At 65.2% G+C, this 13697-nt stretch carries 16 protein-coding genes and 1 tRNA gene; 12 read left to right on the top strand and 5 right to left on the bottom strand.

What is annotated here, in order from left to right; all coding sequences use genetic code 11:
* Positions 1-17 precede the first annotated feature (17 nt).
* Positions 18-653 (bottom strand): DNA-3-methyladenine glycosylase family protein, encoded by a 636-nt coding sequence (locus ASE00_RS12205; RefSeq protein WP_056380576.1) that lies wholly within the window; start codon positions 651-653, stop codon positions 18-20.
* A gap of 84 nt (positions 654-737) precedes the next feature.
* On the opposite strand from ASE00_RS12205, the gene ASE00_RS12200 reads away from it, so the two are divergent.
* A complete protein-coding gene (locus ASE00_RS12200) occupies positions 738-1055 on the top strand; it encodes a 2Fe-2S iron-sulfur cluster-binding protein (protein ID WP_056380574.1) in 318 nt (105 codons plus the stop codon).
* 212 nt (positions 1056-1267) lie between these two features.
* Here ASE00_RS12200 and rlmB read toward each other — a convergent pair whose 3' ends face one another.
* A complete protein-coding gene (rlmB, locus tag ASE00_RS12195) occupies positions 1268-2008 on the bottom strand; it encodes a 23S rRNA (guanosine(2251)-2'-O)-methyltransferase RlmB (protein ID WP_056381626.1) in 741 nt (246 codons plus the stop codon).
* Positions 2009-2133: 125 nt separating this feature from the next.
* On the opposite strand from rlmB, the gene ASE00_RS12190 reads away from it, so the two are divergent.
* Positions 2134-2219, top strand: a tRNA-Tyr gene (locus ASE00_RS12190).
* 88 nt (positions 2220-2307) lie between these two features.
* The gene (locus tag ASE00_RS12185) at positions 2308-2649 is read left to right on the top strand and encodes a hypothetical protein (protein ID WP_235538648.1); all 342 of its coding nucleotides are present in this window, start codon (positions 2308-2310) and stop codon (positions 2647-2649) included.
* 55 nt (positions 2650-2704) lie between these two features.
* Here the strand turns inward: ASE00_RS12185 and ASE00_RS12180 are convergent, their stop codons facing one another.
* Positions 2705-3070 carry a c-type cytochrome gene (locus ASE00_RS12180; RefSeq protein WP_056380572.1) on the bottom strand — a complete coding sequence of 122 codons (366 nt, stop codon included), beginning with the start codon at positions 3068-3070 and terminating at the stop codon, positions 2705-2707.
* A gap of 262 nt (positions 3071-3332) precedes the next feature.
* On the opposite strand from ASE00_RS12180, the gene ASE00_RS22965 reads away from it, so the two are divergent.
* The 6 genes from ASE00_RS22965 (at position 3333) to ASE00_RS12155 (ending at position 9224) form a co-directional block, all read left to right on the top strand.
* Positions 3333-3611: an integration host factor subunit beta gene (locus ASE00_RS22965; RefSeq protein ID WP_082594650.1), complete on the top strand. Its 279-nt coding sequence runs from the start codon at positions 3333-3335 to the stop codon at positions 3609-3611.
* A 794-nt stretch (positions 3612-4405) separates the two neighbouring features.
* Complete coding sequence (locus ASE00_RS12175) at positions 4406-4996, top strand: polysaccharide biosynthesis/export family protein (protein WP_235538647.1); 591 nt, start codon at positions 4406-4408, stop codon at positions 4994-4996.
* Complete coding sequence (locus ASE00_RS12170; RefSeq protein ID WP_156405403.1) at positions 4993-6168, top strand: hypothetical protein; 1176 nt, start codon at positions 4993-4995, stop codon at positions 6166-6168. Before ASE00_RS12175 ends, ASE00_RS12170 begins: the two co-directional genes overlap by 4 nt.
* The gene (locus ASE00_RS12165; RefSeq protein ID WP_056380567.1) at positions 6165-7628 is read left to right on the top strand and encodes a GumC family protein; all 1464 of its coding nucleotides are present in this window, start codon (positions 6165-6167) and stop codon (positions 7626-7628) included. Before ASE00_RS12170 ends, ASE00_RS12165 begins: the two co-directional genes overlap by 4 nt.
* Entirely contained in the window at positions 7625-8410 is a 786-nt protein-coding gene (locus tag ASE00_RS12160; protein WP_056380565.1) for a CpsD/CapB family tyrosine-protein kinase, read from the top strand. The genes ASE00_RS12165 and ASE00_RS12160 overlap by 4 nt, the downstream gene beginning before the upstream one ends.
* A gap of 43 nt (positions 8411-8453) precedes the next feature.
* The gene (locus ASE00_RS12155) at positions 8454-9224 is read left to right on the top strand and encodes an acid phosphatase (protein ID WP_200957937.1); all 771 of its coding nucleotides are present in this window, start codon (positions 8454-8456) and stop codon (positions 9222-9224) included.
* 92 nt (positions 9225-9316) lie between these two features.
* On the opposite strand, the gene ASE00_RS12150 is transcribed toward ASE00_RS12155, so the two are convergent.
* Positions 9317-9511 carry a hypothetical protein gene (locus ASE00_RS12150; protein ID WP_056380561.1) on the bottom strand — a complete coding sequence of 65 codons (195 nt, stop codon included), beginning with the start codon at positions 9509-9511 and terminating at the stop codon, positions 9317-9319.
* Positions 9512-9651: 140 nt separating this feature from the next.
* Positions 9652-10575: a VacJ family lipoprotein gene (locus ASE00_RS12145; protein ID WP_056380558.1), complete on the bottom strand. Its 924-nt coding sequence runs from the start codon at positions 10573-10575 to the stop codon at positions 9652-9654.
* Positions 10576-10706: 131 nt separating this feature from the next.
* Between ASE00_RS12145 and ASE00_RS12140 the strand changes: the two genes are divergently transcribed.
* Genes ASE00_RS12140 through ASE00_RS12130 form a run of 3 tightly spaced genes read left to right on the top strand, consistent with a single transcriptional unit; the run spans position 10707 to position 13677 of the window.
* Positions 10707-11678: an ArsR/SmtB family transcription factor gene (locus tag ASE00_RS12140; protein ID WP_056380556.1), complete on the top strand. Its 972-nt coding sequence runs from the start codon at positions 10707-10709 to the stop codon at positions 11676-11678.
* Positions 11675-12619: a methylenetetrahydrofolate reductase [NAD(P)H] gene (gene metF / locus ASE00_RS12135; RefSeq protein WP_056380554.1), complete on the top strand. Its 945-nt coding sequence runs from the start codon at positions 11675-11677 to the stop codon at positions 12617-12619. Before ASE00_RS12140 ends, metF begins: the two co-directional genes overlap by 4 nt.
* Positions 12616-13677 carry a homocysteine S-methyltransferase family protein gene (locus ASE00_RS12130; RefSeq protein WP_056380552.1) on the top strand — a complete coding sequence of 354 codons (1062 nt, stop codon included), beginning with the start codon at positions 12616-12618 and terminating at the stop codon, positions 13675-13677. Before metF ends, ASE00_RS12130 begins: the two co-directional genes overlap by 4 nt.
* The last annotated feature ends 20 nt before the right edge of the window (positions 13678-13697 follow it).

Raw genomic sequence — 13697 nt, 5'->3', positions numbered from 1 at the left:
GGGAGAGGGGTTAAAGGTCAGATCGGCGCTTTCGCTGCGGCCAGCCGCGCCGAATAGCTGTGCCAGGTGAAGATCGCGGCCGCGCCCCGATGTGGGCTCCACGGCTGGGCCAGCCGGCGCGTCTCGCGCTCGCTCGGGCGCTCGGGCAGGCCGAGGAGCTTGCCCACCTCGATCTGCACCGCCAGGTCGCCGGCGGGCCAGACATCGCCGCGCCCTTCCGCGAACAGCAGGTAGATTTCGGCCGACCAGCGCCCGATGCCCCTGATCGCGGTCATCTGCGCGATCGCCTCTTCATCGTCGGCAGGGAGGTTGTCGAGGTCGATGTCGCCGCTCGCGACATGTTCGGCCAGGCTCTTGGCATAGCTCGCCTTCTGGCGCGACAGCCCGGCCTGACGGAGCAGTTCGTCTGGGGCGACCGCGACCGCCTCGGGGGCAAGGCCCGCGCCGACCAGGGATTCGAGCTTCGCCCAGATCGAGTTGGCGGCGGCGACACTGACCTGCTGGCCGACGATCGTGCGCAGCAACGTCTGATAGCCGCGCTCGCGGATGCGCGGGGGCGGATAGCCGACCGTCTCGATCGCGCGCGCAAAAGCCGGTTCATTCTTTGCCAAAGTGTTCAAACTATCGCTTATTTGTTTCGCGGAGAGGCTCATTTCGGCTCCTGCTCTTGATTTCGGCGGCGGCGCGCGACATAGCCCCGCCAAATCCGGATCATTTAAAGTGTCGGGGGAGTGCTAATGCCCAAGTTGGTCGTCGTCACGCGTGAGGGTGAGGAATCGGTGTTCGAGGCCGAAGCCGGCCTGTCGGTGATGGAAGTCATCCGCGACAATGGTGTCGACGAGCTGCTGGCGCTGTGCGGCGGCTGCTGCTCCTGCGCGACCTGCCATGTCTTCGTCGATCCCGCGTTCACCGGCGTTCTTCCCGAGATGAGCGACGACGAGAACGACCTGCTCGACAGCAGCGATCATCGCGACGAGCGCTCGCGCCTGTCGTGCCAGCTCGTCATGTCGGACGAGCTCGACGGCCTCACCGTCACGATCGCGCCGGAAGATTAAGGCTAGGCCTTAATCTTCCTGTTTTCGTTTTGGCCTACGCTTTGCGTGGGCGCCCTCAAACGCCGGGCGCAGGGTCTCCGCCCTGCTTGGCTTCGCGCCAATAAGGCGCGGCGTCCGTTCGGCGTTGCGGGCCGCTTCGCGCCCTAGTTTGCGTCGGAGCCCGTCAGGGCTCCGCAAGCGCGAAGCGTACGCCGACGCCTGAGGCTATTAAACTAACGCGTGGTTATCGCGTACAGCGCGATCGCCGCGGCGTTCGAGATGTTCAGACTCTCGACCTTCGGGCTTATCGGCAGCTTCGCCAGCTCGTCGCAATGTGCCTCGGTATTCTGGCGCATGCCCTCACCTTCGGCGCCCAGCACGATCGCTATTCGCGCGTCGCCCATCACCTCGGCCAGCGTCCCCTTGGCATGGCCCGTCAGGCCGATCCGCCAGAAGCCCGCCTCGGCGATCTCGTCGAGCGCACGGGCGAGGTTGACCACGCGCACCCATGGCACCACCTCCAACGCACCCGAGGCCGAGCGGGCGAGCGCGCCCGATTCGGCTGGCGCGTTGCGATCCTGGGTAACGATGCCGACCGCGTCGAACGCCGCCGCCGAACGCAGCACCGCGCCGACATTGTGCGGATCGGTGACCTGATCGAGGATCACCAGCGGGCGGCGGTTGCCCTGTGCTTCCTCCAGCAGGTCGCCCAGCCAGATATCGGGCAGCGGATCGACCTCGATCACCAGCCCCTGATGCGGCGCATCGTGCGGCACCAGCCGGCCGAGATCGGCGGCGTCGGCATAGGTAACCGGAACGACCGGGGGCAGATCGAGGGCCGAAAGCGCCTCACGCGTTCCCCACATCCGCCGCACGGTGCGATTCGGATTGGCGAGCGCCGCGATCACGGCATGGCGGCCCCAGAAACGGGGCCGGCCGGCGGCGGGTTGGGATGGGCGATGGCCTCTACGCATGTGCATGCCTTAGCCACCGGCGCCCTCGCTAGGCAAGCATCGCGGCATGCCGATCTTTTTCGCTGAAGATGCGTTGACAGGCCGGTTTCGATTGGCCATTGAGCCGCCTCGCTTTTGGCGCCTCTGGAAGGGTGGCCGAGTGGTTAAAGGCAGCAGACTGTAAATCTGCCCGTGCAAGCGTACGCTGGTTCGAATCCAGCCCCTTCCACCACCGCCGATGGCGGTCTTCCCAGCAACATCATGGTGCGCAACGCCGCTCCGCTGTTGACCTGCCGCCGCAACCCGGCCAACGGGACGGGGTGCTGCGCGATCAAATTCATCGGATAGTAGAGGCCTATATCGGCCTGGTCGACTGGATCGCCGCCGCAACCGGTTTCGAGGATCGGCTGCTGCATGTCCACGCCGGGCTGCTGATCCTGCTGATCGCCAGGGTGGTAACGCGCCGGCCCTTGTCGTCGCCGGTGCCGCTGGCCTGCGTCTGCATCGCTGAACTCGTCAACGAGATATTCGACCGCCTGTATCACGGCCGCTGGATGCCCGACACGACGAGCGACGTGATCAACACGCTGCTCTGGCCGCTGGCGATATTCGTTCTGACGCGCTGGATGCCGGGCAAGGCGCGCGGCAGATCGCGGCGTTAAATATGGCAAGAGGCGACCCGCAGGGGGCCGCCTCCCATCAAACGCGCGATGACGCTTATTTCAGCGACAGGATATAGTCCGCGATCTGCTCGGCGGCCTTGGGGTTCTTGAGGCCCGCGAACGGCATGCGCGTGCCCGGTACCGTCTTCTGCGGCTCCTGGATGAAGGCGATCAGATTGGCGCGGGTCCACTTTATCTTGGAATTCTTCATCGCCGGCGAGAAGGCGAAGCCGGGAACCTCGCCCGCCTTGGTGTTGCCGATGCCGAACAGATTGGGCCCGATCGTATTCGGAGCGCCCTTGTCGACCTTGTGACATGCGGCGCAGACCCCGAACAGGGCGGGCTTGGGCAGCGGCGCGGCCAGCGCCGGCGCGGCCAGCGCGACGGCGGCGATCGAGGCGAGAACGAACCGGTACGGCATCTAAGCTCCTTTCGTGGCGGGCAGCCGGGCCGGGCACCCGGACGGCTTTCCCGTCTATTGTGGCGGCGCGTCTGTCGCAAGGCTGAACGGCAGCCAGGATCGTGGCAGATGCCAGCCCTTGACTCAGATTGATTTAAAGGCGCTTTTATCGCTACATAGGTGGAGACAGGGCCTAAAAGGGGTCGGCCCTGGTCGATGACGGGGCCAAATCTGCGGACGGTGCATTTACGGGCTCGGGCATGACATCAACGGGGGTGGCTTTGTGATCAGATCCGAGTTGGTACAATTGTTGTCGCAGGACAATCCCGATCTTTCTCCGAAAGAAGTCGAAAAGATCGTTTCGACATTGTTCGACGCGATTACAAAGCGGCTCGCAGAAGGCGGCCGTGTAGAACTTCGTGGCTTCGGCGCCTTTTCTACGCGTAGCCGTGGCGCGCGTATTGGACGTAATCCGAGGACTGGCGACACTGTGCCCGTTTCTGCCAAGCGGGTGCCATATTTCAAGCCAGGTAAGGAAATGCGGCTCCGCCTCAACGTCTGATCTATCGCTCCGCCGTCGGCACGCCCGATTCGAGGCGCCGCGGCGCTGAGGGCGGGAATCTGCGGAATGAGCGCGGATGCGACGTGAAAACGCAAAGCGCTTCCACCCCGGCCAATCACGCTCTATGCACCCCGCTGCGACGCTGCGGGCGTGGCGAAATTGGTAGACGCAACGGACTTGAAGCGGAAAGGCAAGATTCCGGCATCGAGTGCTCGCCGGGAAACCGGCGATGCAGAACTGCTCAAATTCGGGGAAGCCTCTTCCTGGTGATCCCGAGCCAAGCCGCAGGGGCCTCGCGCTCCGGCGGAAGGTGTAGAGACTAGACGGGCAGCGCCTACGTCCGCTCCTCCCTCTGAGGGTGGCGGATAGGGCGAAGGGATAGTCCAGACCACGAACGGCGCCGGCTGGTCCGGCCCGGCGGCGAAAGCCGAAGTGGTACGAAAATCCGTAAGGTCGTGAGACCTGTGGGGGTTCGAGTCCCCCCGCCCGCACCATCATTTCACGCCGTCGTCCTATAGACCACCCCGAAAAACGCGAAGCTGGCCCCAACAAAAGCCACAAAAGGCCGCGAGGCATTGGCCTGCATCGCGTCCGTCAATTGTTAGCATATGCAAAGTGCCGGTTTGTGTTGGCTTTTTCTGTTTCGCGCGCCGCCTTTTTGAGGCAATTGTGAAGATGAACCATGGTCGAACGATCAGGCGGGTTGTCGGGCGGCGGCGGCTGGATCGGGCAAGGGCGTCCGGTGGCGATATGATGGGGCTGTAGTGCTTATGCGGGGGACGATCAGGACGGCCATGCTGGCGGCCACCGCAATGGCCGCACTTCCCGCATTTTTCCTGGCTGCGGCGCCTGCCGCCGGCCAGTCCGCGGCGGCCACGCTCAAGCCCTATCGCATCAACCCGGGTGACGAGATCGAGATTTATGTCTGGGGCGACGAGCGGCTTCAGCGCGTGCTGAAGGTCCTGCCGGACGGCAGCGTTTCCTTTCCGCTGGTTGGACGGATCGACGCGCTCAACAAGCTGCCCACCGATCTCGAAGGCGTGATCGTGAAGGGGCTGGCCGATCAATATCGCAATTCGGTGCCGCGCGTGACCGTGTCGGTCAAGAACCCCAGCGGGCTCAGCTTTTCGGTTGCGGGCAAGGTGCGGTCGCCCGGATCGTTCACGCCGGGCCATTATATGAACGTGCTGGAGGCGGTGAGCGTGGCGGGCGGGCCGACCGAGTTCGCCGACCTCGGCCGGGTCAAGATCTACCGTAAGAATGGGGCGCAGATCCAGGTGATCGATGTCAGGCTCGACACCGCGATGAAGGGGAATCCATCCAATGCCGATCTACAGGGGGCGATCATAGAGCTGCAGAGCGGCGATACGGTGGTGGTGCCGTGATCGCGCGTCTCGCTCTCCACCACAGGGCATCGCTGGTGGTGCTCGCCGGGCTGCTGGCGGCAGTTCCGGCGGCGGCCGCACCGGTCGAAGCGTCGGTCGAGCTGTCGACCCGGCTCGGCTATGATCTCAATCCGTTCCTGACGACGGGCAACGATCTGGCCAGTCCCTATGTCGAATCCTCGATCGAGCCCAAGCTCACGAAGCGCACCGAAAAGGGCGAGATGTCGGTCTCGGGCCATTTCACCCGGACCGCCTATCTCGAGAAATATGGCAAGTCCGATGATTATGGCGCCGAGGCGAGCGTTCAGCAGAGAGTGACGCCGAAGCTCAGCGTCTTCGCCGCGCTGCATTATGACAGCTCGGTGATCGGCCAGGGCAATGACGATGTTACCGGCTCCTCGCCGCTCGACAACACCGACGTCAACCTGATCGGTTTGCGTCAGCGTACGGACACCTATTCGGCGAGCGGCGGCTGGCAATATCAGGTTGGTCCAAAGGACACGGTCTCAGCCGATGGCGGCTATACCGCGACCCGCTACCGGGATGCAGGCGGGACCGATTCCAACAGTGTCGGCGGGCGTATCGGCTGGCAGCATGCGGTGTCGGAGCGCACGAAGGTCGGCGTCAGCGGCGCAGTCTACCGGATCGACTATCCCGACACGGCCAATCTCAGCACACTGATCATGGAACCGCGCGTCACCTTCTCGACGAAGCTCAACGCGGCCTGGACCTTCGATGCCTCGCTCGGCGTATCGTTCAGCGAACTGACATTGCCCTTGCAGCCTGACCGGAGCACCAAGGGGCTGTCGGGCAGCGCCAGCCTCTGTCACAAAGGTTCGCGCGACGATTTCTGCCTGTTCGCCAATCGTTCGGTCAGCGCATCGGGCCTGGGCACGGTGGAACGCACCAGCGCGGGTGGCAATTACAGCCGCAAGCTTACCGAACGGCTCGGCTTCGCGATGGGCGGCACCTATTCGCGCAGCGAGGCGCAGGGCGGCATCTCGGACACGCGCCAATATGTCAGCACGCATGCCGGCTTCGAATGGCGCGCGAGCCGGCAGATCATCATCGGCACCGAAGCGCGCTATCGCGACGTCTTCGGCGGCCCGCCGATCAAGGCCGATCTCGGCGGCGAGATCTACATGAACGTGGCACTGCCGGGCACGCGATGAATGCAGCGATCGATCCGGCCGCGAATGACCTAGAGCTGGCCGACGGCCTGCTCGGTTATCTGCCGCAGATCCTGTATCAGCGGCGCTGGTTCGTGATCATCCCCTTCGTAGTGTGCGCGCTCACCGGCGTAGGGCTCGCCTATGGCCTGCCTGCGCTCTACCGCTCGTCGGCGACGGTCGTCGTCGAATCCAAGGAGTTGCCCGAAGCGATCGCCGCCGCCTCGGTTACCGACCTGATCGACCAGCGCATCGCCCGGATCAAGCAGCAGATATTGAGCCGCCCCGGCCTGATCGAGCTGATCCAGAACAATGAGCTGTACATGGCCGATCGCCGCAAGAGCTCGCTGTCGACGATCATCGAAAAGATGCGCGACGCCACCGCCATCACCCCCGTCACCGCGGACATAGACCGGATGGCGGCGGCGCGAGGCGGATCGAGCACGATCGCCTTCTCGATCTCCTTCACCTATTCGGACCCGGCAAAGGCGCAGGCGGTGACCCAGCAGTTCACCGAGAAGCTGCTGAAACTCGACAGTTCCGAACTCTCGGCGAAGGCGGATGCCACCGTAGGCTTCCTGCGGGGGCAGGCGAGCCAGATCCAGGCGCAGATCAGCGAGATCGAAGGCAAGATCCAGGACATCAAGGCGCGCAACGGCCTGGCGCTGTCGCGGGTCGGTGGTTTCATCCCCTCGACCTCCAACTATGATGTCCAGATCGCTCAGCTGCAGCGTGAGAATACCGAGCTGCAGGGCAAACTCAGCAGCAACAGCACCAATGCCGATGATCGGGTCGGCCAGGCGGAAGCGGCGCTTGCCGCGGCGCAGGCGCTCTATTCGGACAACCACCCCGATGTGATCGCCGCCAAGCAGAAGCTGACCGAGGCACGCGCAGCGGCCAAGGCCAATGTCAATCCGCGCACCAATCCCGCGATCAGCGCGCAGATCGCTGCCAATAACCGTACGATCGCGAGCCTGTCCGGTGCCCGCTCGTCCGACATGTCGCGCGCCAGCGCGGCGGTCGCGGCGCAGAGCGGCGCGCCGCTGATCGAGGAAAGCATCCGCCAGCTCGAGGCGAAGGCCGATGGCCTGCGCGGCAATTATGAGCGCATCTCGGGCAATCTTCTCGCCGCCGAGGCCGCCCAGAAGATGGATGCCGAACAACGCGGCGAGCGGCTCGTGCTGGTCGATCCGCCGACGCTGCCGGACGAACCCAATTCACCGAACCGCAGCCTGCTGGTGATCGGCGGCCTGGCGGTCGGCGCGACGCTCGGTCTCGGCCTTGCGTTGCTGATCGAGCTGCTGCGCCGGCCTATCCGCGGCGCCGCGGCGCTTCAGGGGATGCTCGGGGTCGGCCCGCTGGTGGTCATCCCCACGCTCAAGCCGAAGGCGCGCCGTGGCGCGGGCAAGCGCAGGAAGCGTAAGAAGGGCCTGTTCACCCGGCGCAAGGCCGCGGCGGCATGAGCTTCGATCCGCCCCAGCGTGTCGAGCCGGCGGCCGCCCTGCCTGGCGACGCCCACCGTGCGAGCGTCTTCGAGACGCTGCGCGAAACCGGCATCTACGGTTTCGACAGCAAGGACATAAGGGCGCGGCCCTTCACCCTGCTGCGTGCGCAGATCCTGCGGATCGCGCGGGCGCGGGGTTGGCGGATCATCGGCGTGACGTCGCCGACCCCGAAGGTGGGCAAGAGCTTCGTGGTCTCCAACCTTGCCGCCGCGATGGCGCGCAGCCCCGATCTCCACACCTATTTGTTCGATTTCGACCTTCGCCGCTCGACGATCGCCCGCAACTTCAAGTTACAGGGCGAGGTCGGCCTGTCGCATTTCCTCGACGGCACGATCAACGATCTCAGCGCGGTGGCGCGGACCATCCCGAACGAACAGCTGACGATCTTCCCCAGCTTCCCCAATGCCGCCGCATCGGACGAGCTGGTCGCTTCGAACCGGATGGATTCGCTGATCAGCGCGATGCGCCAGCTGCCGGAAGGTACGATCTGTCTGTGCGATCTGCCGCCGGTCTTCGCCAATGACGATGCGGTCGTCATCAGCCAGAAGATCGATGCCTATCTGATGATCGTCGAGGATGGCGTGACGACCCGCAAACAGGTGCGCGACAGTATCCGGCTGCTAAGCCCGGCGCCGTGCATCGGCACCGTGCTCAACCGCTACAGCGCCGGCCTGACAGCGGACGACTATGGCTATGGCTATGGCCAGAACAAGCAATATGGCGGTTATTACGACGACTGACCGTTGATTACCGGGGGGAGCGATGCGGGTTCGATATGGAATGATGATCGCGGCCGCCGCCCTGGCGGGTGCGGCGGGCGGGGTGATGGCGGCGGGCGCCGACGGGGCCGGCTTTCTGCCTGACGGCTATATCACCCTGATCGACGTCGTCCTGCCCGCGCCGATCCCGCAAGAGCCGCGCGGTGTCGCTGACCGCGAGGTGTTCAAGCTCACCCGCGCGCTCAAGGGAACGGCCCGCTGGGACATGGCGGTGAACGATGCGCCGAGCGACCCGGCATCGCTGATGCGCGACTTCGGCTGCGCCGCACGTATCAGTATGACGCCGGCGACCGCGCCGAAGACGGCGGCGCTGCTGGAAAAGGCGTCGCGCGACGCATCGCGGCAGACCAATGAGCTCAAGGCCTTCTACAAGAAGAAGCGGCCCTATCTGCTCGATCCGGGTGAAACCTGCGTGGCGCAGACCGATGAACTGACCGCGAGCTACGACTATCCCTCGGGCCACGCGGCGAAGAGCTGGACCTGGGGGCTGATTCTGGCCGAACTGGTCGACGATCGCGCTGCGCCGATCCTGGCCCGGGCAAGGGCCTATGGCGAAAGCCGGGTCGTGTGCGGCGTCCACAATATGAGCGCGATCGAGGCGGGCCGGATGGTCGCCGCATCGACCTTGGCGGTGATCCGCACCGAGCCCGCTTATCAGGATGCGGTGGTCGCCGCGCGGGCGGAGCTCGCTGCGCTGCGCAAGACGGGGGCACCGCCATCGGCGCAGGTCTGTTCGGCCGAAGAAGTCCTGGTCACCCAGCCGATCTTCCGCTGACCGCGGAAAGCCCGAGGCAAAGAAAAAAGGCCGCGCCCGGAGGCGCGGCCTTCAATCTTTCGTGGCGGCCGCCGAGGCGGCCACCCGCGCGATTACATCGCGTTCGAAGCGTTGTCCGCCGGAGCAGCCGCGTTCGAATCGACCATCGCAGCGTTGGTGTCGGCCATCGCGTCGGCGGCGTTGTCGACGACAACGGTGTTGTTCTCGGCAGCGGGAGCTTCCTTCTTGCAGGCAGCAAGCGTCAGCGAGGCAGCGGCGATAAGCGAAAGGGCAACGATCTTCTTCATGATCGAATTCTCCGGAAGTGAATTAAAAAAAGAGAGTGGCTCGAACGATTCCAATCACGTTCAGGCTTGTTTCCCCCCGAAACAGGCTCGGACTTCTTACAGTTTTGCGCAGTGCGATGCAATGTCTCTTGTTCCGGTAGTTAATTCGGCTGTTTCGGAGCCTCGGAACCCGCAGGATCACTTGGTTTCGGAGCCGGATCGGATGCCGGTATGCCGGCATCCGCATCGGCGGCGGACGGCGCGTCCGCGCCCGGAATTCCGGCTTCGGCATCGGCCGCCGAGCCCGCGTCGGCGCCGATCGGATTCGCTTCGGCGTCGGCAGCCGCCGCCGCCTCGCTGGCCGCGTCGTCGCCTTCCTGGTTCAATATCTCGGCGCGCCGCCGCTGCAGGAAAGCCGACCGCGCTGCGGCATAGGGATCGAGGCTCGATTCAAGGAAGCTGTCCGCGCCGGTCTCGATCAGCCCGTCGCGGATGCTGATCACCTGCGTCGCGGTCAGCGCCAGCGGCACGCCATGGGGCAGGCCACATTCGCTCAGGCAGACGCGATAGGGATCGGTGAACTGGGCGACCCCGGTGCCGACGCCGTCGCGCAGCGTCGATGGACCGAGCAGCGGGAGCACCAGATAGGGTCCGCCATTCGCCCCCCAGGCGGCGAGTGTCTGGCCGAAATCCTCGGAGGCGGGCTTGATACCGACGCGGCTGGCCTGATCGAACAGTCCGCCGATGCCCGCGGTGGTGTTCACCAGGAAGCGGCCGAGGTTGCGGACCGCCCGGTCCGGCTTGCCCTGCAGGATATTGTTGATGAACGAGAAGGGCTCGGCGACATTGGCGAAGAAATTGCGGACCCCGTCGCGCGCCGGCTTGGGCGCGACCGCACGATAGACTTGGGTGACCGGCTTCACGACGACCTTGTCGGCGCCGCGATTCACGGCCCACACCGCGCGGTTGAATCCTTCGAGCGGGTCCTTCTCGGCTAGACGGTCGGTTCCGACCCGCGTCGTGGTGCAGGCCGACAGCGTCAGGCTAAGTGCCACCACGCCGATCATCTTCGCCGAAGCATGCATCGAAGTCCCCTTTCAGGCGGCTTATCCGCCGCCGGTCATACTCTTGAAACATCGCGGAGTTCCGCGCCGAAGCGGCATGCCCGCCAAGCTTCGGCTCGGCAAGCACCTTGACCACATATAAAGACTTCTTTATGTCTGCATATATGCCAAACGATGCGCTACCCATCTTTCGGGCGCTGGCCGATCCGACTCGTCTGCGCATCTTTCATCTGCTGCGGGCGATGGAATTGTCGATCGGCGAACTGGCCCAGGTTCTCGGGCAAAGCCAGCCCCGCGTATCGCGCCATGTGAAGATCCTTGCCGACGCGGGTCTGGCCGAGCGCCGCAAGGAAGGCAGCTGGGTGTTCCTCGGGCTCGGTCCCGACGCCTGCGTCGGACCGCTCTTCGCCGCGATCGACGACTGGAGCCGCGATGGCGAGGATGTCTGGGCGGTCGCCGACCGTGCCCGCCTTGCCGCCGTGCGCGCCGACCGGGCGGCGGCGGCGGCGCGCTATTTCGCCGAACATGCCGAGGAATGGGACGCGATCCGCTCGCTCCATGTCCCCGAAAGCGCGGTCGAGCAGCGCATATTGTCGATGCTCGTCGATGCCCCGATCGGCCGGATGGTCGACATCGGTACCGGCACCGGGAGGATGATCGAGCTCGTCGGCGCGCGGGCGGCCTCGGCGCTGGGAATTGACCGCAGCCCGGAGATGCTGCGCCTTGCCCGGGTCAAGCTCGCCGAAGCGGGCCTGACGCAGGCCGAGCTTCGCCAGGGCGACATGTATGCCCTGCCGCTCGGCGACGGATCGGCCGACCTCGTCATCCTGCATCAGGTGCTTCACTTCGCCCAGCATCCGGCGGCAGCGATCGCCGAAAGCGCGCGGCTGCTCGGTCCCGGCGGCCGGCTGCTGATCGTCGATTTCGCGAGCCATGATCTCGAGGATCTGCGCAGCCGCGACGCGCATGTGCGTCTCGGCTTCGGCGATGACCAGATCGGCGGCTGGTTCCAGGCGGCGGGTATGGGCCTTGACCGGGTCGAGGAACTCGTCGGGGATGCATTGACGGTAAAATTATGGTTGGGCGTGCGCGGACAGCGCAGCCAGTTGAAGGCGGTATCATGACAAGGGTTTCCCTCAATCAGCTCGAAGAAGCGCGCCGCGCGCTCGACACGCCGCTGTTCGCCGATCTGGCGGGTGATGCGGCGGTCTCCTTCGAATTCTTCCCGCCCAAGTCGGACAAGATGGAAGAGACACTGTGGAGCGCGATCCAGACGCTCGCGCCCCTCAAGCCCCGCTTCGTTTCGGTGACCTATGGCGCGGGCGGCTCGACGCGCGAGCGGACCCATCACACCGTCGCCCGCATCGCCACCGAGACCGCGATTCCCGCCGCCGCGCACCTGACCTGCGTGGAAGCGAGCAAGGCCGAGATCGAGGAGATCGCCCGCGCCTATTGGGCGGCGGGGGTGCGCCATATCGTCGCGCTGCGCGGCGATCCGCCGACCGAGGGAGCTACGTTCGCGCCGCATCCCGATGGCTATCGCAACGCGGCCGAGCTGGTCGCGGGGCTGAAGGCGATCCACCCGTTCGAGATTTCGGTCGCCGCCTATCCCGAATGCCACCCCGAGGCGGCGAGCATTGAGGCCGACATCGCCAATCTGAGGGCGAAGTTCGACGCGGGCGCGACCCGGGCGATCACCCAGTTCTTCTTCACTCCCGAGGCCTATTTCCGGTTCTGCGACCGCGCCCGCGCGGCGGGGATCGAGGGCGAGATCGTGCCCGGCATCCTGCCGGTGTCGAACGTCGCCCAGACCCGCAAGTTCGCCGGCATGTGCGGCGCGGCGATTCCCGCCTGGATGGACCGGCTGTTCGAAGGGCTCGACGATCATCCCGCCACGCGCCAGCTGGTCGCCGCGACGATCGCCGCCGAGATGTGCCGCCGCCTCTATGCGGGCGGGGTCCGCCAGTTCCATTTCTACACGCTCAACCGCGCCGAACTGTCCTTCGCGATCTGCCACCTGCTGGGGCTGCGCGCGGACGCCAAGGCGCTGGAGAATGCCGCATGACACTCCACAAGTCCGAAGCCGCTATCCGCTTTCGCGAGCAGGCGAAGCAGCGCATCCTGATCACCGACGGCGCGTTCGGCACGATGATCCAGAGCTATAAGCTCCAGGAGGCCGATTATCGCGGGTCCTATGACCTGCGGCTCGATCAGAAGGGCAATAATGACCTGCTGGTGCTGACCCGCCCCGATGTGATCGACGAGATCACCCGGCAGTATCTCGACGCGGGGTCTGACATCGTCTCGACCAACACCTTCAACGCCAACATCATCAGTCAAGAGGATTATGCCGCGGTCCATCTCGTCCGCGAGATGAACCTCGCCGCGGCGCGGATCGCCCGCAAGGCGGCCGACGACTATCAGGCGAAGGATGGCCGTCCGCGCTTCGTGGCGGGGGCGATCGGCCCGACCAACAAGACGCTGTCGCTGTCGCCCGACGTGAACGACCCGGGCTATCGTGCGGTCGATTTCGATACGATGCGCGACGTCTATCAGGATCAGGCTGCGGCGCTGATCGACGGCGGCTGCGACTTCATCCTGATCGAGACGATCTTCGACACGCTCAACGCCAAGGCCGCGATCATGGCGGTGCTCGAAGAGCAGGCGAAGCGGGGCGTCGAGATTCCGATGATGATCTCGATGACGATCACCGACATGTCGGGCCGCAACCTGTCGGGCCATTCGGTCGAGGCCTTCTGGCACGCGGTGCGCCACGCCCATCCGCTGACGGTCGGTCTCAACTGCGCCTTCGGGGCCGACCTGTTGCGCCCGCATGTGCAGGTGCTGTCGGGTATCGCCGATGTGCTCGTGATGATCTATCCCAATGCCGGGCTGCCCAACGACCTCGGCGAATATGACGAGCAGCCGCACACCACCGGCGATTTCATCCGCGAATGGGCCGACAATGCGCTGGTCAATGTCGTGGGCGGCTGCTGCGGCTCCACCCCCGCGCACATCGCTGCGATGGCCGAGGCGGTCAAGGGCCACGCTGCCCGTGTGCCGCACGCGCATGACCATCGCACCCGGCTTGCCGGCCTCGATCCGATGATCATGGCGGCGTGAGTTTTCCTCCGTCATCCTGA

The organism is Sphingomonas sp. Root710 (assembly GCF_001429065.1).
Classification (GTDB): Bacteria; Pseudomonadota; Alphaproteobacteria; order Sphingomonadales; family Sphingomonadaceae; genus Rhizorhabdus.
This window is presented reverse-complemented; position numbering and strand designations above follow the sequence as displayed.

Bases quoted from the DNA above. Each gene is read 5' to 3' on its own strand.
- ASE00_RS12145 (WP_056380558.1), bottom strand. From the start codon at position 10,575: ATGCATGCTTCGGCGAAGATGATCGGCGTGGTGGCACTTAGCCTGACG.
- ASE00_RS12165 (WP_056380567.1), top strand. From the start codon at position 6,165: ATGAATGCAGCGATCGATCCGGCCGCGAATGACCTAGAGCTGGCCGAC.
- ASE00_RS12160 (WP_056380565.1), top strand. From the start codon at position 7,625: ATGAGCTTCGATCCGCCCCAGCGTGTCGAGCCGGCGGCCGCCCTGCCT.
- rlmB (WP_056381626.1), bottom strand. From the start codon at position 2,008: ATGCGTAGAGGCCATCGCCCATCCCAACCCGCCGCCGGCCGGCCCCGT.
- ASE00_RS12200 (WP_056380574.1), top strand. From the start codon at position 738: ATGCCCAAGTTGGTCGTCGTCACGCGTGAGGGTGAGGAATCGGTGTTC.
- ASE00_RS12150 (WP_056380561.1), bottom strand. From the start codon at position 9,511: ATGAAGAAGATCGTTGCCCTTTCGCTTATCGCCGCTGCCTCGCTGACG.
- ASE00_RS12155 (WP_200957937.1), top strand. From the start codon at position 8,454: ATGATCGCGGCCGCCGCCCTGGCGGGTGCGGCGGGCGGGGTGATGGCG.
- ASE00_RS12175 (WP_235538647.1), top strand. From the start codon at position 4,406: ATGCTGGCGGCCACCGCAATGGCCGCACTTCCCGCATTTTTCCTGGCT.
- metF (WP_056380554.1), top strand. From the start codon at position 11,675: ATGACAAGGGTTTCCCTCAATCAGCTCGAAGAAGCGCGCCGCGCGCTC.
- ASE00_RS12140 (WP_056380556.1), top strand. From the start codon at position 10,707: ATGTCTGCATATATGCCAAACGATGCGCTACCCATCTTTCGGGCGCTG.
- ASE00_RS12205 (WP_056380576.1), bottom strand. From the start codon at position 653: ATGAGCCTCTCCGCGAAACAAATAAGCGATAGTTTGAACACTTTGGCA.
- ASE00_RS12130 (WP_056380552.1), top strand. From the start codon at position 12,616: ATGACACTCCACAAGTCCGAAGCCGCTATCCGCTTTCGCGAGCAGGCG.
- ASE00_RS12180 (WP_056380572.1), bottom strand. From the start codon at position 3,070: ATGCCGTACCGGTTCGTTCTCGCCTCGATCGCCGCCGTCGCGCTGGCC.